Origin of the sequence: Novosphingobium sp. EMRT-2 (genome assembly GCF_005145025.1) — a bacterium.
Classification (GTDB): domain Bacteria; phylum Pseudomonadota; class Alphaproteobacteria; order Sphingomonadales; family Sphingomonadaceae; genus Novosphingobium.
This window is the reverse complement of sequence record NZ_CP039695.1, coordinates 2102403-2119093: the sequence shown is the minus strand read 5'-3', so window position 1 is coordinate 2119093 and position 16691 is coordinate 2102403. Positions and strand designations below refer to the sequence as shown.

16 protein-coding genes are annotated in these 16691 nt (G+C 65.0%); 11 read left to right on the top strand and 5 right to left on the bottom strand.

The window, feature by feature from the left end:
• Window positions 1–50: 50 nt before the first annotated feature.
• The 11 genes from trbB to FA702_RS10450 are packed head-to-tail and all read left to right on the top strand — an operon-like array spanning window position 51 to window position 9586.
• Window positions 51–989 (top strand): P-type conjugative transfer ATPase TrbB, encoded by a 939-nt coding sequence (trbB, locus tag FA702_RS10500; protein WP_370385461.1) that lies wholly within the window; start codon window positions 51–53, stop codon window positions 987–989.
• Window positions 986–1318, top strand: a complete 333-nt coding sequence (locus FA702_RS10495) for a TrbC/VirB2 family protein (protein ID WP_136956101.1) — start codon at window positions 986–988, stop codon at window positions 1316–1318. The genes trbB and FA702_RS10495 overlap by 4 nt, the downstream gene beginning before the upstream one ends.
• Window positions 1318–1587, top strand: a complete 270-nt coding sequence (locus FA702_RS10490; protein WP_136956100.1) for a VirB3 family type IV secretion system protein — start codon at window positions 1318–1320, stop codon at window positions 1585–1587. Before FA702_RS10495 ends, FA702_RS10490 begins: the two co-directional genes overlap by 1 nt.
• Window positions 1584–4073, top strand: coding sequence for a conjugal transfer protein TrbE (gene trbE, locus FA702_RS10485; RefSeq protein WP_136956099.1), 2490 nt, complete (start codon window positions 1584–1586; stop codon window positions 4071–4073). Before FA702_RS10490 ends, trbE begins: the two co-directional genes overlap by 4 nt.
• Window positions 4070–4828 carry a P-type conjugative transfer protein TrbJ gene (gene trbJ, locus FA702_RS10480; protein WP_136956098.1) on the top strand — a complete coding sequence of 253 codons (759 nt, stop codon included), beginning with the start codon at window positions 4070–4072 and terminating at the stop codon, window positions 4826–4828. Before trbE ends, trbJ begins: the two co-directional genes overlap by 4 nt.
• Before the next feature lie 5 nt (window positions 4829–4833).
• Window positions 4834–5136 (top strand): putative entry exclusion protein TrbK-alt, encoded by a 303-nt coding sequence (gene trbK-alt / locus FA702_RS10475; protein ID WP_136956097.1) that lies wholly within the window; start codon window positions 4834–4836, stop codon window positions 5134–5136.
• 1 nt (window position 5137) lies between these two features.
• The gene (gene trbL / locus FA702_RS10470) at window positions 5138–6448 is read left to right on the top strand and encodes a P-type conjugative transfer protein TrbL (protein ID WP_136956096.1); all 1311 of its coding nucleotides are present in this window, start codon (window positions 5138–5140) and stop codon (window positions 6446–6448) included.
• Window positions 6449–6451: 3 nt separating this feature from the next.
• Window positions 6452–7135 carry a conjugal transfer protein TrbF gene (gene trbF, locus FA702_RS10465; RefSeq protein WP_136956095.1) on the top strand — a complete coding sequence of 228 codons (684 nt, stop codon included), beginning with the start codon at window positions 6452–6454 and terminating at the stop codon, window positions 7133–7135.
• Entirely contained in the window at window positions 7132–8148 is a 1017-nt protein-coding gene (gene trbG / locus FA702_RS10460) for a P-type conjugative transfer protein TrbG (protein ID WP_136956094.1), read from the top strand. Before trbF ends, trbG begins: the two co-directional genes overlap by 4 nt.
• Complete coding sequence (locus FA702_RS10455) at window positions 8145–9356, top strand: TrbI/VirB10 family protein (protein ID WP_255504523.1); 1212 nt, start codon at window positions 8145–8147, stop codon at window positions 9354–9356. Before trbG ends, FA702_RS10455 begins: the two co-directional genes overlap by 4 nt.
• A complete protein-coding gene (locus FA702_RS10450; protein ID WP_136956093.1) occupies window positions 9353–9586 on the top strand; it encodes a DUF2274 domain-containing protein in 234 nt (77 codons plus the stop codon). The genes FA702_RS10455 and FA702_RS10450 overlap by 4 nt, the downstream gene beginning before the upstream one ends.
• A gap of 2 nt (window positions 9587–9588) precedes the next feature.
• Here the strand turns inward: FA702_RS10450 and FA702_RS10445 are convergent, their stop codons facing one another.
• Genes FA702_RS10445 through FA702_RS10425 form a run of 5 tightly spaced genes read right to left on the bottom strand, consistent with a single transcriptional unit; the run spans window position 9589 to window position 16547 of the window.
• Entirely contained in the window at window positions 9589–9897 is a 309-nt protein-coding gene (locus FA702_RS10445; RefSeq protein ID WP_136956092.1) for a hypothetical protein, read from the bottom strand.
• A 33-nt stretch (window positions 9898–9930) separates the two neighbouring features.
• Window positions 9931–10866 carry a LysR family transcriptional regulator gene (locus FA702_RS10440; RefSeq protein WP_136956091.1) on the bottom strand — a complete coding sequence of 312 codons (936 nt, stop codon included), beginning with the start codon at window positions 10864–10866 and terminating at the stop codon, window positions 9931–9933.
• Window positions 10841–12277, bottom strand: a complete 1437-nt coding sequence (locus FA702_RS10435; RefSeq protein WP_136956090.1) for an efflux transporter outer membrane subunit — start codon at window positions 12275–12277, stop codon at window positions 10841–10843. The genes FA702_RS10440 and FA702_RS10435 overlap by 26 nt, the downstream gene beginning before the upstream one ends.
• Window positions 12278–12294: 17 nt before the next feature.
• Window positions 12295–15471 (bottom strand): efflux RND transporter permease subunit, encoded by a 3177-nt coding sequence (locus FA702_RS10430; RefSeq protein WP_136956089.1) that lies wholly within the window; start codon window positions 15469–15471, stop codon window positions 12295–12297.
• Window positions 15468–16547 (bottom strand): efflux RND transporter periplasmic adaptor subunit, encoded by a 1080-nt coding sequence (locus tag FA702_RS10425; protein ID WP_255504522.1) that lies wholly within the window; start codon window positions 16545–16547, stop codon window positions 15468–15470. Before FA702_RS10425 ends, FA702_RS10430 begins: the two co-directional genes overlap by 4 nt.
• Window positions 16548–16691 lie beyond the last annotated feature (144 nt).

Below are 16691 nucleotides of genomic sequence, written 5' to 3'. Positions count from 1 at the left end.
TCTTGACCGTCCAGCCAACCCAATCCGAGGCGAGATCACGCGGTGCGCGAATGCTGCGCACAGCTCTCGGATCATCAATCGCCGCGTGGCTGGACGACCCTGCCGTCATCGAAGTGATGCTGAACCCCGATGGTCGGCTGTGGCTCGATCGGCTCGGCGAAGGGATCAGCGACACCGGATTGTCGCTGACTGCGGCAGACGGCGAGCGCATCGTCCGCCTAGTCGCGCACCACGTCGGCGTCGAGGTTCATGCCCGATCTCCGCGCGTTTCGGCTGAGTTGCCCGAAGGGGGCGAGCGGTTCGAGGGGCTGCTGCCGCCTGTCGTCACCGCGCCGGCCTTCGCCATCCGTAAGCCCGCCGTCGCCGTCTTCACGCTCGATCACTATGCAGCGGCGGGCATCATGCGACCGGATGCGGCGATCGCGCTGCGTCAGGGTGTCGAAGCCCGCGCCAACATCCTCGTCGCTGGCGGGACCGGCAGTGGAAAGACCACGCTCGTCAATGCGCTTTTGGCCGAAGTCGCCAAGACGACCGACCGCATCGTCCTGATCGAGGACACGCGCGAACTGCAATGCTCCGCGCCCAACCTCGTCGCCATGCGGACCAAGGATGGCGTCGTTTCGCTGTCTGATCTTGTCCGGTCCTCGCTGCGGTTGCGTCCTGATCGCATCCCCATCGGCGAGGTGCGCGGCGCAGAGGCGCTCGACCTTCTCAAAGCCTGGGGCACCGGACATCCCGGTGGGATCGGCACGATCCACGCCGGAACCGCACTCGGCGCGCTACGCCGCATGGAGCAGCTCATTCAAGAGGCCGTTGTGACGGTCCCGCGCGCACTGCTGGCCGAGACTATCGACATCATCGCCGTCCTGGTCCGCGACGGACACGGCCGCCGCCTTGCCGAGCTGGCCCGCGTCGAGGGACTCGATCCCGCCACCGGCGACTACCGCCTCACGCCGCTGACCACCCCCCAACCCGGAGACCTGCCATGATCCATGCCCTTCGGCATGGCGCACGCCGCGCCATGCTTGCAACCACCGCCAGCGTGATCGCGCTGAGCATTTCCGTTCCGGCTCACGCGGGCGGTTCGTCGATGCCGTGGGAAGCCCCCCTGCAAAGCATCCTCGAATCCATCGAGGGGCCGGTGGCAAAAATCGTCGCGGTCATCATCATCATCGTGACCGGCCTGACCCTGGCGTTCGGCGATACGAGCGGCGGCTTCCGCCGTCTGATCCAGATCGTTTTTGGTCTGTCGATCGCGTTCGCGGCCAGCTCCTTCTTCCTGTCGTTCTTCAGCTTCGGCGGCGGGGCGCTGGTCTGATGGAGAGCGCCGAGCCGATCGCGGGCTTCTATGCCCCCGTCCACCGGGCGCTGACCGAGCCGATATTGCTCGGCGGCGCTCCGCGCGCGCTCGCCATCGTCAACGGGACGCTGGCGGGCGCGATCGGCCTCGGCCTGCGCCTCTGGATCGCCGGGCTGGTCATCTGGGCCATTGGCCATGCGCTGTCCGTCTGGGCCGCCCGCCGTGATCCGCAATTCGTGGACGTGGCCCGCCGCCACCTCCGTTACCCGAGCTGGATGCAGCCATGATGAGCCTCAGCGAATACCGCAACAAGGCGGCGCATCTCGCCGACTTCCTGCCCTGGGCCGCGCTGGTCGGGGAAGGCGTCGTGCTCAACAAGGACGGCTCATTCCAGCGCACCGCCCGGTTCCGCGGCCCTGATCTGGACAGCGCCACGCCGGCCGAGCTGGTGGCGACCACCTCGCGGCTCAACAATTCGCTTCGCCGGCTTGGTTCGGGCTGGGCGATCTTCGTAGAAGCGCAGCGGACACCCGCGCTCGACTATCCCGAGGATGATTTCCCCGATCCCGTGTCGGCGCTGGTCGATATGGAACGGCGTGAACAATTCCGCGAGGAAGGCGCGCATTTCGAGAGCGCCTATTATCTGACGCTCTTGTGGATGCCGCCCGCCGAGGAAGCCGCGCGGGCCGAAAGTTGGCTCTACGAGGGCCGGTCCACAGCCGGCGTCGATCCGTGGGAGTTGCTCAAGGGCTTCACCGATCGCAGCGACCGCGTGCTCAATCTTGTCGAAGGTTTCGTGCCCGAGGTCCGCTGGCTCGATGACGCCGAGACGCTGACTTACCTCCATTCGACAATTTCGACGCGACGCCAACGAGTGCGCGTGCCTGAGACGCCGATGCACCTCGACGCACTACTGGCCGACGAGCCGCTGACCGGCGGGCTGGAGCCGCGCCTGGGCGACCATCATCTACGGACGCTGACGATCACGGGATTCCCGAGCGTCACATTCCCCGGCCTGCTTGACGAGCTGAACCGGCTCGCCTTCGAGTATCGCTGGTCGACCCGCGCGATCATGCTCGACAAGACCGACGCGACCAAGCTGCTGACCCGCATCCGCCGCCAGTGGTTCGCCAAGCGCAAGAGCGTCGCCGCGATCCTCAAGGAAGTAATGACCAACGAGGCATCGACGCTGCTCGACAGCGACGCCTCGAACAAAGCGGCCGACGCCGACACCGCCTTGCAGGAGCTGGGAGCCGACTACGCCGGCATGGCCTATGTCACCGCCAGCGTAACGGTGTGGGACCGCGATCCCGCCGTAGCCGCCGAAAAGCTGCGGCTGGTCGAGAAGGTCATCCAGGGCCGCGATTTCACCGTCATTCCCGAGGGCATGAACGCGATCGAGGCATGGTTGGGAAGCCTTCCCGGCCACACCTATGCCAACGTCCGCCAGCCCCCGATCTCCACCATCAATCTCGCCCACCTGATCCCCCTGTCAGCGGTATGGGCGGGGCCGGAACGGGACGAGCATTTCGGTGCAGCCCCCTTGCTCTACGCAAGAACCGAAGGCTCGACCCCGTTCCGGTTTTCCCTTCACGTCGGCGATGTCGGCCACATGACTGTCGTTGGGCCGACCGGCTCCGGCAAATCGGTGTTGCTCGCGCTGATGGCGATGCAGTTCCGCCGCTACGAGAAGGCACAGGTCTTCGCCTTTGATTTCGGCGGAAGCATCCGTGCCGCCGCGGTCGGCATGGGCGGCGACTGGCAGGATCTCGGCGGGATGCTCGCGGACGAGGCCGGCGACGGCGTTCAGCTCCAGCCGCTCGCCCATATCGACTTGCCCGAAGAACGCGCCTGGGCCGCCGAATGGTTGGCGGCCATCCTCACATCCGAGAATGTGACCGTCGATCCGCAGGCCAAGGAGCATATCTGGTCGGCGCTGACCTCGCTCGCCACCGCGCCGATCGCGGAGCGCACCCTGACGGGTCTTGCAGTCTTGCTTCAGAGCCAGCAGCTCAAGCAGGCGCTCGCGCCCTGGTGTGTCGGCGGCGCATGGGGCCGGCTGCTCGATGCCGAAACCGAGCGGCTTGGCGAGACTGCCGTTCAGGTGTTCGAGACCGAAGGCTTGATGGAAAGCGGCGCGGCCCCCGCCGTGCTCTCCTATCTGTTTCACCGCATCGCAGGGCGGCTCGACGGCAGCCCGACGCTCATCATCATCGACGAGGGCTGGCTGGCGCTGGGATCGCCCGCGTTCGCCAAACAGCTTTCGGAATGGCTGGTGACGCTGCGTAAGAAGAACGCCAGCGTCATCTTCGCCACGCAATCGCTCGCGCAGATCGAGGGCAGCACGATCGCGCCCGCCATCGTCGAGAGCTGTCCGACGCGGATATTCCTGCCGAACGAACGCGCGGTCGAACCGCAGATCGCGGTGATCTACGAGCGGTTCGGGCTCAACGCCCGCCAGATCGAAATCCTGAGCCGGGCGACGCCCAAGCGCGACTACTACTGCCAGTCGCGGCGCGGCAACCGCCTGTTCGAGCTGGGGCTTGGTGAGGTCGCGCTGGCCTTCGCCGCCGCATCTTCCAAGACCGATCAGCGCCAGATCGCTGAGCTGGTGGAGGCGCACGGCGCATCCGCCTTCGCATCCGAGTGGCTGCGCCATCGCGGTTGCGCCTGGGCGGTCGAACTTCTTCCCGCACCCCAACCCGATCCGCTGGCCGGAGGCCGGGAAGATGCCGGCCAGCTCCCCCTTGCCTTGAAGGACACGATCCCATGAAAACCTCCCTACTGTGCCGTGCCGTGCTATCCGCTGCGCTCGCCGCGTCGAGCATGATCGGCATCACCGCCGCGACGCCCGCTCACGCCCAGTTCAGCGGCATAGTTTACGACCCGACCAACTACGCGCAGAACGTGCTGACGGCGGCCCGGTCGCTCCAGCAGATCAACAACCAGATCCAGCAAATTCAGCAGCAGGCGACGAGCCTCGTCAACGAGGCGCGTAATCTCACATCGCTCCCGTTCAGCTCGCTCCAGCAGTTGCAGCAACAGGTTCAGCGCACCCAGCAGCTTCTCGGCGAGGCGCAGCGGATTGCCTACGACGTGCAGAACGTCCAGCAGGCGTTCAACGGCCGCTACAAAGGTGCCGCGCTCACCGGCACCCACGCGCAGATGGTCGCCAACGCCAATGCGCGCTGGGAGGATAGCGTCGGCGCGTTCGAGGATGCGTTGCGCGTTCAGGCCGGCGTCGTCGGCAACATCGACGGCGCACGCACGACGATGGACAGTCTGGTCTCGTCCAGCCAGTCCGCGACCGGCGCGCTCCAGGCCGCGCAGGCTGGCAACCAGCTTCTCGCGCTGCAATCGCAGCAGATCGCCGATCTCACGGCTTTGCTCGCCGCGCAGGGTCGTGCGCAGGCGTTGGATTCGGCTCGCCATGCGGCGGCGGAAGAAGAAGGGCGTGAGCGGCGTCGGCGCTTCCTGACGCCATCCACCGGCTATCAGCCGGGAAATGCCCGCATGTTCCGCGACTAACGCCCGTGGACAGCAAGCTCCTCGCCCGGATCGGCGCCATCGTGTTCGTCGCCATCGCAATCACCATGACCGCGATCGAATTGGCGCGCGCGCCCGAACCGATGCGCGAGGCGGCAGCGCCCGTCGCTGAAACTCCAGCGACGGACCCGCTGCTGATCGAACTGCGTCGCTGCCAGTCACTCGGACAGGCCGGTGCGAGCGATCCCGCCTGCCTCCGCGCATGGGCAGAGAACCGCCGCCGCTTCCTCGCGCCTGGTGCGCGTCCCGCCGCCCGCATCGCCGATGGGGCAACCCCGCAGGAGAACTGACATGGGCGGCACTGGAGTCGTCGATCGCTTTCTGGATGTCTTCACCCGCTACATCGACAGCGGTTTCGGTCTGCTCGGCGGCGAAGTGGCGTTCATCGCCACGACGCTGATCGTCATCGACGTGACGCTCGCCGCGCTGTTCTGGACGTGGGGCGAAGGCGACGACATCCTTGCGCGGCTCATCAAGAAGACACTGTTCGTCGGCGTCTTCGCCTACATCATCGGCAACTGGAACAGCCTGGCGCGGATCGTCTTTGAGAGCTTCGCCGGCTTGGGCCTGAAAGCGTCCGGCACCGGCTTTACGGCCGCCGAACTGCTACAGCCGGGCCGGGTTGCTCAGGTCGGTCTTGAGGCCGGGCAGCCCATCCTCGAATCCATCTCCGACCTAATGGGCTGGATCGCCTTCTTCGAGAATTTCATCCAGATCGCGTGCCTGCTGTTCGCCTGGGTGCTGGTCATCCTCGCCTTCTTCATACTGGCGATCCAGCTTTTCATCACGCTGATCGAGTTCAAGCTGGCGACGCTGGCCGGCTTCGTGCTGATCCCGTTCGGCCTGTTCGGCAAGACCGCCTTCATGGCCGAGCGCGTGCTGGGGCTGGTCATCTCGTCGGGCGTCAAGGTGCTGGTGCTCGCCGTCATCGTCGGCATCGGCTCCACCCTGTTCGACGAGTTCCGCGCCGGCTTCGGCGGCGCTCAGCCAACCATCGAGGACGCGATGGCGGTCGCGCTTGCCTCACTCTGCCTGCTCGGCCTTGGCATCTTCGGCCCGTCGATCGCCAACGGCATCGTCTCCGGCGGTCCCGCGCTTGGTGCTGGCGCCGCGGCCGGAACCGTGCTCGCCGCCGGTGGCGCGCTGGTCGGCGGCGCTGCCGCCGCTCGCCTCGGCGCTGGCGCAGTCGCCGGTGCGGTTGGCGGCGCGGCCCGTGGTGCGGCGTTCACCTCCGGCGCAGCAAACAGCGCCTATGCGCTCGGCTCTGCCGGAAAGACCGGCGCAGCCGCCGCAGCGGGCGGCGCGGCCGGCGTCGGACGGGCCGCTGTGGGTGCCGCCACATCGCCCCTCCGTCGAGCCGCTGCCTCGCTCAAGGACAGCTACCGCTCCGGCGGCCGTGCCGCCGTCACCGCCACGGGCGGCACCATTTCGGGCGGCGGCGCTTCGCCCGCGCCGGAGGCGTCCAGCGGTCCGCCGTCCTGGGCCACCGCCATGAAGCGCCGCCAAACCATGACCCACGGCGCGACTGTCGCCGCCCATACGCTGCGCTCCGGCGACGGTGGCGGCAGCGGCGCATCGGTCGATGTTAGCCAGAAGGATTGATCCATGTTCAAACGCCCCAGCCTCCGCTACGGTCAGACGCCGGAACCGACGACCCCTTACCAACGCGCCGCGCAAGCCTGGGACGACCGGATCGGATCGTCCCGCGTGCAGGCGAAGAACTGGCGCGTCGCCTTTTTCGGCGCGTTAGCGCTTTCTGGCGGCCTGACCGCCGGCATCATCTGGCAATCGGCGCGCGGCCATATCGTTCCCTGGGTCGTGCAGGTCGATCGGCTCGGCGAAGCGCAGGCGGTCGCGCCGGCCGAGGCTGGCTATCGCCCGACCGATCCACAAATCGCGTTCCACCTCGCGCGCTTCATCGAGCAGGTTCGCTCGATTCCGGCCGACCCCGTGATCGTCCGCCAGAACTGGCTCCGCGCCTATGACTTCACCACCGATCGCGGCGCGGTGGCGCTCAACGACTATGCGCGCGCCAACGATCCCTTCGCCAATGTCGGGAGGGTGCAGGTCGCCGTGGACGTGTCGAGCGTGATCCGGGCATCACCCGATAGCTTCCGCGTCGCCTGGACCGAGCGCCGCTATCAGGACGGCAGCCTCACCACGACCGAACGCTGGTCCGCCATCCTCACCGTAGTCGTGCAGCCCCCGCGCACGCCCGACGCCCTGCGCAAGAATCCGCTCGGCGTCTTCGTCAACGCCCTCAACTGGTCAAAGGAGCTGTCGCAATGACCGTCAGTCCGTATCGCCGTGCCGCATCGGCGGCGCTGCTCGCTTCCGCCACCGCGCTCGCCGGATGCGCCACCACATCGGCGCGACCGCCGGCCATCGCCTATGACGATCCCCCGGCCGAGATCGTCGCGACGCTCGCCCCGGAGGCGCCCCGCGCAGTCGAAGTCGTAACGATCCCCGAACCGTTGCCGCTTCCGGGCCAGTTGATGCCCGTGCCCGACACAGGCCGCCCGCCAGAGCCGCCCGATCCTCGCCAGCGCGTCGGCGCGGCGAACGCGGCTGCTCGCGTCCAGCCGGTGCGCGACGGCTTCCTCAACGCGATCCAGCAGTATCCGTGGACCGATGGCGCGCTCTATCAAGTCTATACCGCGCCGGGTCAGGTGACGGACATCGCCTTGCAGGAAGGTGAGCAACTCGTAGGGCCAGGGCCGGTCGCGGCCGGCGATACGGTCAGGTGGATCATCGGCGACACCATCAGCGGCAGCGGTCCCACCGCGCGCGTCCACATCCTCGTCAAGCCAACCCGGCCTGATCTCACCACCAATCTCGTCATCAACACCGATCGGCGCACCTATCATCTGGAACTGCGCGCCGCGTCCTCGACCTACATGGCGTCGGTGAGCTGGACCTATCCACACGACGCCCTGATCGCCTTGCAGGGCCGCAACGCGGCGGCCGCAGCCGCCGCGCCGGTGGCGAGCGGCATCGACCTGTCCACGCTCAATTTTCGCTATCGCATCGACGGTGATCGCACGCCGTGGCGACCGGCGCGCGCGTTCGACGATGGACGGCAGGTATTCATCGAGTTTCCGGCCGGGATCTCGCAGGGCGAGATGCCGCCGCTATTCGTAAGTGGCGCATCTGGCGAAGCCGAGCTGGTCAATTACCGGGTGCAAGGCCGCTACATGGTCGTGGACCGCCTGTTTGCCGCCGCAGAACTGCGGCTGGGCGACCGACGCACCGCGCAGCGTGTCCGCATCGTCCGAACCGACGGACGGGAGCGGCGGCCGTGAGCGATCCTACTGTCACCGTACAACCCGTCGCATCGGCAGCGCAGCCCGATCCGAACGCATTCCAGCTACGCGGGCCGCAACCGCGCGTCATGCGCTTGTCGCGCAAGGCGCTCGCCGTTGTCGGTGTCGCCGCCGGCCTCGGCATTGGCGGCTCGCTGATCTATGCGCTACGACCGCCAAGCGATCGCCAGGCACAGGAACTCTACAACACCGACAGCCGGACCACGGCAGAGACCATCACCTCGGGACCGCGCGACTATGCTCAGGCGCCGCGCCTCGGTCCGCCGCTTCCCGGCGATCTCGGCGGCCCGATCGTGTCGGCGCAACAGCGTGGCGAGAATGTGCCGGTCCCGCCGATCGGCGCACAACCGGGGCCGCCCGATCCGCGCGCGCAGGCCGAGGAGGCCGCCCGCCAGCGCGCCGCTCAGGAGCGCGACGCTGCGCGCACCAGCTCGGTTTTTCTCGGCAGCAACGCAGGCGGCGCAGCATTACCATCACCAGCTCTGCCCGCTCTGGCCGTGCCAGCAACACAGACGTCGGCAGACACGGCCCCACAAGGGGATCAAGCGGGCCGGCGCGCCTTCATGGCGCAAGCGTCCAACCAGCGCACCGTCAGCGTCGAGCGACTGACGGCTCCGGCATCGGCGAACATTGTGCAGGCGGGCAGCGTTATCCCTGCCGCGCTCATCACCGGGATTCGCTCCGACCTGCCCGGACAGATCACTGCGCAGGTGACGGCCAATGTCTATGACAGCCCAACCGGACGCATCCTCCTCATTCCGCAGGGTTCGCGGCTGATCGGCGAATACGACAGCGAAGTCGCCGCAGGACAGACCCGCGTTCTGCTCGCCTGGGATCGGCTTATCTTGCCGGACGGCCGCTCGCTCGTTCTCGAGCGCCAGCCTGGTACGGACGGCGCTGGCTTCGCGGGGCTACAGGACCGGGTGAACCAGCATTGGGGCAATCTGTTCAAGGCCGCTGCGGTCTCGACGCTCCTCGGCGTTGGCGCAGAGCTGGGCGCGGACAGCGAGGATGACCTAACCCGCGCGCTGCGGCGTGGCTCGCAGGACACCATCAACCAGACCGGCCAGCAGATCGTGCGACGGCAGCTCAATGTGCCGCCGACGCTCACGGTCCGGCCGGGCCATCCATTGCGTGTCGTTCTGACCCGCGACTTGGTGCTGGAACCAATGGGAGCAACAAGATGACGAAGTTAAAGCTGGGGCCGCTCGCCGATGACCGGCCCGTGAAGCTGACGGTGGAGTTGCCTGCTTCAGTCCACCGCGATCTTTCGGCTTACGCGCTTGCGCTCGCGGCCGAGACGGGCGGTGACGCCATTCCTCCCGAAAAGCTCGTCTCGCCGATGCTGGCGAAGTTCATGGCGAGCGACCGGGGCTTTTCCCGCCGCGTGACGCGAAGGGCCGAGCCCACCGGCTAAGGTCAGTTGCCCAAGAAACGCCTCCGGCGCTCTTGGGCTTCGACCTTGATGATTGCTTCCTCGGCATTGGCGCATTCGTCTCCCCGCACCAAACCATCGCGACACCCGGCTACCACCCGCTGCGCTTCGTCGAGATGCGCCATGAAATACTGTGTCCCGCGCGCCTCGCCTGAGGTCGGCGAAATGGATATTGGCTTGCTGTCAGCGACGGCTTCCGGCGATGGTGTGATGACTGGCCGCAAGATGAATCCACCCGCGAATCCTATCACCAAAGTGACTATCGCAACAATCACTGTCTTGCCGTGCGACATGGCGTCAACTCCAAAAGCTATCGTCCATTTTTACTAGATTCTAGACTGAAAATCAAAAGACAGTGCGTATCGAGATTTGATAAAGCCTAGGAAACGGTGAAGCGCGGGATTGCCGTTATCATCCCGCCAATAACCCGAATAGCCGATCAAAGCTGGCCCCTGTTCGCCGTGAACAGGTCGATATACGACATCCGGATAGTGTGCTCCCGTCGACCCTTCGCATGCGATACTCACCCCTAGGCTTCCGCCTAAGATGCTTAGGACTGTTTCCCGACTCGACTTCACCATCCTTATGTCGGGTTTGGTGCCGGAAACTGACAGGCGACCAAGCAGCATGTCGCGCACGTGAGGGCCAGGGTCTGCGGCAGGTAATAGGAAGCACTCGCCCTTAAGATCCGTCCAGTGAACTACCTCGTGTTGTGACAAACGATGTGACGTGGGGAGTGCGGCAAGTATCCGTTCGCTCCACAATGGCTCACATCGAAGTCCGTCATGCCCGGCATCACCCATTAGGATCACCACGTCGACTTCGCCGCTATCAAGGCCCGCGATCAACTCGCTGCGATCGGCCTCGACAAATTCTGCTTCAACATCCGGATGCGCTTCATGCCAGCTCATCACGGTAGCTCGCAGATTGCCAGCGGAGACGGAGCTGTTATGACCCAGCCTCAGGCCGCCAGCTCGCCCTTGGCCCGCAGCCCGCATCATGGCTACAAGTCTGTCCGCATTGGCAACCATTGGCTTTGCGCCGCGAATGAAAGTGCTGCCTGCGTGTGTCATAGTCACACCGGAGCGAGAACGTTCAAAAATCGCCATCCCTATGGATCGCTCTAATTTGAGAATGTTCCGACTGAGGGTCGATTGCTCGATATCGAGGGCTCGGGCAGCCCGATAGAAGCTCCCGTGGTCGGCAGCCGCGATCGCATAGCGTAACTGGCAGATGTTAAATGGCATCTGCCGACCGGCCATTCTCCTGCCAGCCTCCGCCCAACGCCTTGTAGAGGTTGATTAGGTTGCTGAGTCGCAAGAGTTTTGAGCGGACCAGGTCTTGTTGTGATCTGTAAAGCGTGCGCTGAGCGTCAAGCAAAGCGAGATTGTCGTCTTCGCCTGTCGTAAAACGCTGCTCCGCGAGCGTGTAGGCATTACGGCTCGCTCCGACCCGCTGCATTTCCGATCGGATCTGAGCATCCAAGGTGCCTTTCCCGGCGAGGCCGTCAGCCACTTCGCGAAAAGCGGTCTGGATCGCTCCTTCATAATTGGCGATCTCGATCCTTTTCTGCACCTCCGCGCGATCGAGGTTTGCTCTGAGGGCGCCGCCACCAAAGATAGGAAGCGGCAGGGTGATGCGCGGCATAAAGCTCCATGCGCCCGACCCTGACGAGAAGAGATCGTCGAGGCTGGCGCTCGCCGTCCCTGCCGAGCCGGTCAGGCTGATCGTCGGAAAAAACGCCGCGCGGGCAGCGCCGATATTGGCGTTCGCAGCGCGCAAAGTATGTTCTGCCGCGCGAATATCGGGCCGGCGCGCGAGCAGGTCCGATGGCAAGCCGGCGGGCAGATCAGCGGGCATGATCCCGTCAGGCAGCGTGTCGGCCGCATCGAGCCGGGTGGCCAACTCCGCCGACAGAGGCTCGCCCAGCAACAGAACCAGCGCATTGCGATCCTGTGCGGCAAGGCGGGTATAGGTCGCACGATCCGATTCCGCCGTTCGTAGTGCTACCTCAGCGCGCTCCAGATCTAGCCGGGCAAGATTGCCCACGTCGGCTAGCTGCTTTGTGAGCGCATAGCTCCGCTCTTGGGTCACAAGCGTTTCGTTTGCGAGACGCAACAGCTCCTGATCGGCTCGCAAGGTCAGATAGGCGTTGGCGACCTCGGCGACGAGGCTCATCTGCGAAGCCTGCCGGGTGGCGTCGAGCGACAGATAGGATTCGAGCGCCTCATCGCTCAGGCTGCGGATGCGGCCCCAAAGGTCCAACTCCCAGGCTGAAGCGGTCGCTCCCACCTGATAGCTCCGGCGGTTATTGAAAAGCTCGGACGGCAACCGCTGCGCTGTTCCTTCCGCGCCGACTGCGATCGTGGGCAGTAACTCAGATCGCTGGATGCGATATTGGGCGCGCGCCGCTTCCACGTTCAGCGCCGTCACACGGAGGTCGCGGTTGCTCGCAAGCGCCTTTTCGATCAACTCGTGCAACAGGGGATCGTCGTAAAAGTCGCGCCATCCTATGTCGGCTCCCGCACCATCCTCCGAAAGCTGCACGCTCTCATAGGCCGCGCCGGTCGGGAAAGATGGGCTTACCGGCGCTGCCGGGCGCACATATTTCGGCGCCATCGAACAGCCTGCCAGCGCCGCCGATCCAAGCAGAAGTACGAGCTTGCCGCTCATGGCATTAAATCGAGCGTTCATACATTTTGCTCCGAAGCGGGGGTCGCTTGCTTCGACGCTTCGCGGCGGGCCGCGAAGCGTCGCACCGCGACGTAGAAGACAGGCGTGAGGATCAGGCCGAACAGCGTGACCCCAAGCATTCCGGCGAACACTGCGATGCCCATGGCGTGACGCATTTCCGCGCCAGCGCCGCTTGCAATCACCAGAGGAATGACGCCGGCAATGAACGCGATCGACGTCATCAGGATCGGGCGCAATCGAAGCTTCGCTGCTTCGAGCACCGCCGGCAGTGGCTCCATGCCGTCCTGTTCCTTCGCGCGGGCGAACTCCACGATCAGGATGGCGTTCTTGGCGGCCAGGCCGACCAGCACGACGAAGGCAATCTGCGTGAAGATGTTGTTGTCGCCGCCCGAGATCCACACGCCGCCAATGGCGGAAAGCAGGGCCATTGGAGCGATCAGCAGCACGGCGAACGGCAGCGACCAGCTATTATATTGGGCCGCGAGGATCAGGAAGGCGAGTAGCACCGACAGCGGGAACACGATGAGCGCGGTGTTGCCTGCGGCCTTCTCCTGATAGGTAAGATCGGTCCATTCATAGGTCATGCCGGGCGGCAGCGTTTCCTGGACGATTCGCTCGATCGCCGCCGTCGCCTGACCCGACGAAAAGCCCGGCGCGGGACCGCCGCTGATGTCGGCTGACGGATAGCCGTTATAGTGCATAACGCGATCCGGCCCCGTGCTGCGTGTGATTGTGACCAGCGACGACAAGGGGATCATCTCGCCCGCCGCGTTGCGGACCATAAGCTGACCGATACTTTCGGCCTGCTGGCGGAACGGCGCGTCGGCCTGGACCATCACCCGGTAGGTGCGGCCAAAGCGGTTGAAGTCATTGACGTAGAGCGAGCCGAGATTGACCTGCATCGTCTCGAAGATCGCGGTCAACGGCACGCCTTGCGCCTTGGCTTTCACCCGATCGACATCGACCTGGACCTGAGGCGCGTTGGGCTGGAAGCTCGCCAACATCCCGGCCAGCTCAGGCGTCTGCATGGCGCGCGCCATGATCTGCCCTTGCGCCTGCGCCAGCGCGTTGAAGCCAAGTCCGGCGCGATCCTCGATTTGCAGCTTGAATCCGCCCATTGCGCCAAGGCCCGGCACAGGAGGCGGAGGGAACACACCCACGAAGCCGTCGGGAATCTGGCTGAATTTGCCCATCAGCTTGCCGGCGATGGCATGAGCTGAGAGGTCCGCGCCTTTTCGGTCCTCGAAACTGTCGAGCATGATGAACATCACCGCCGAGTTGGGTAGATTGGCCGCGCCGTTCACATCGAGGCCGGGGAAGGCGACGACACTTTCGACGCCCGGCTCCGCAAGTGCGGTTTCGGACATCTGCTGCACCACGGCTTCGGTGCGGTCGAGCGAGGCTCCGGCAGGAAGCTGGGCGATGCTGAGCAGATAATATTTGTCCTGCATCGGCACAAAACCTGCGGGGACTTGGTGGAAGCCCAGCCAGGTCAGACCGAGGAAGCCGGCGTAGAGAAGACCGACGATGCCGCTTGCCCGCACCGCGCGCCGAACCCAACCGACATAGCGGTCGGATAGCTTGTCGAAGAAGCGGTTGAACCGGGCAAAGAAGCCCCCGAACACGCGGTCGATTCCGCGAGTGAGACGGTCGCGCGGCGTGTCGCCGTGGTGCGGCTTCAGCAGCATACCGGCGAGCGCGGGCGAGAGGGTCAGCGAGTTGATGGCCGACAGAATGGTCGAGATCGCGATGGTGAGCGCGAACTGGCGATAGAACTCGCCCTGCAATCCCGAAAGGAAAGCCGAGGGGATGAATACCGCCGCCAGCACCGAGGTAATCGCGAGGATCGGCCCCGTTACCTCGTCCATCGCCTTTCGAGCCGCTTCCTTGGGAGACTGACCGAGTGCGATGTGTCGCTCGACATTCTCCACCACCACGATCGCGTCGTCGACGACAATACCGATCGAGAGGACCAGGCCGAACAGCGACAACGTGTTTAGCGAGAAGCCGAACAGATACATGATGGCGAAGGTGCCGACGAGCGACACCGGCACGGCGATCAGGGGGATGATCGACGCACGCCAGCTCTGAAGGAAAATAATGACCACAAGCACGACGAGCAGAGTCGCTTCGAGCAACGTCACCGCCACCGACTTGAGCGAGGCGCGCACGAAGATCGTTGGATCGTAGGCGATCTCATAACCGATACCTTCGGGGAACTCGGTCTTAAGGCGTTCCATCGTGGCTCGCACTGCGCTCGACGTGTCGAGTGCGTTAGCGCCGGGGCTCATCAGGATTTGTAGGCCGACGGCAGGCTTGCCATTCAACATGCCGCGGAGTGTATAGTTGTCCGCGCCCATTTCGATCCGGGCCACGTCTCGCAGGCGGGTGATCTGGCCATCCTCGCCGCTCTTGACGACAATATCGCCGAACTGCTCCTCCGTGGTCAGTCTGCCCAGCGCATTGACGGAGACCTGATAGGCCGCCTTGGCATTGGGCTGCTGGCCGATCGAGCCAGCCGCGACCTGGATGTTCTGCTCGCGAATCGCTGCGACGACATCGCTCGCGGTCAGACCGCGCGCAGCGACTTTGGTCGGGTCGAGCCATGCGCGCATCGCATACTCGCCTTCGCCACCGATATTAACATTGGCGACACCCGGCAGACGCGCCAACTCATCCTTCACATGCAGCGACGCATAGTTCGAGACGTAGAGCGGATCATAGTGCTGGTTCGTGGCGCGCATATGCACGACCATCAGAATGTCGGGCGAGGTCTTGTCCGTCACCACGCCGATGCGCTGCACCTCTTCCGGCAACCGGGGCAGTGCGCGCGATACGCGGTTCTGCACCTGAATTTGCGCGACGTCGGGATCGGTCCCCTGCTTGAAGGAGATCGAGATCGTCATACGCCCGTCGGTCGCCGACTGCGAACTCATATAAAGCATGTTTTCGACGCCGTTGATCGCCTGTTCGAGCGGCGCGGCGACGGTCTCGGCCATCACTTCGGGACTAGCCCCCGGATAGGCGGCCGTTACCTGCACCGTCGGCGGCGTGACGGAGGGGTATTCGCTCAAGGGGAGCTGAAACAGAGTGATGCCCCCGGCGATCAGCATGAGCACCGACAGCACGACCGCGAAGATCGGGCGGTCGACGAAGAAGCGAGGGAATGTCATTGACCGGCCTCCGCGGGAGCCGCTTCGGCAGCGGGACGATTGCCCCCACCGGCACCGGGGCCTGAGCCTTGGACCATTGGCCCCCGACGCGGTGTGACCTGCATCCCTGGACGCACCAGACCCTTGATGATGATGATGTCGCCCGGCTTCAGCCCCGATTTGACGACGCGCAAGCCATCGACCACCGGACCAAGTTCGATCGGCCGAAACTCAGCCTTGTTGCCCTGGCCAACGACCAACACATAATTCTTACCCTGATCGTTCCCGACTGCCTGGTCATCGATAAGGATTGCCTGCTGCGGTGCGCCGAGAGTCAGCCTCACGCGCGCGAACAGCCCCGGCGCAAGATCGCCACCGGGATTAGCGATCACGGCGCGGGCACGGATGGTGCCCGCGCTGCGGTCAATACCGTTGCCAAGGAAATCAAGTGTGGCTCTGTGCGGATATCCCTGCTCGGTCATCAGGCCGATTTCGACCGGAAGCCGCGCAGTCGAACCGCCCCGGCGGGCCTGCTCTACGAAATTGAGATAGGTCGCCTCGTCGATGTCGAACAGGACATGAAGCGGGCTGACCGATTTGATTGTGGTAAGCGGAGCGGCGCCTGCGCCAGCGCCGACGACATTGCCCTCCGTAACCAGAACACGGTCGACGCGGCCGCTGATCGGTGCCGTGACCTGAGTGAAGGAAAGATCGAGCCGCGCGGCGGCGACGGCCGCGTTCCCGGCCTGTACTTGCGCGCGAGCGGCGTTTCGCTGCGCCACGGCGTCGTCATAGGCTTTGCGCGAGATCGCGCTAGTTGCGACGAGCTGTTCCGAGCGGCTGAAATTGCTTTCGGCAAGCGCCGCTGCGGCTTGGGCCTGGAGAAGCTCGGCCCGCGCCCGGTCAAGCGCAACCTGGAAAGGGCGCGGATCAATGCGGAACAGAAGCTGCCCCTTCCTGACCAATGCGCCTTCAGGGACGTGAACGGATACGATCGCACCGCTGACGCGAGGCCGCAGTTCGACGCTTTGGGGCGATGTCAGCGAGCCGTTGAACTCGGCCGTGGGCGCAAGTTCGCGCACCTCGACTTGCGCCACTGGCACTTGCGGCGCTGCTTGTGCCTGTGCGGCTTGACCGCCGCCCGATTCGCTACAGGCCGACGTAAGGCCACCTATAGCCAAGGCTACGGAGGCCAGGAGAAGTGCGTTTTTTACTCGCATCTTTTTGCCCTTCAACTTGCC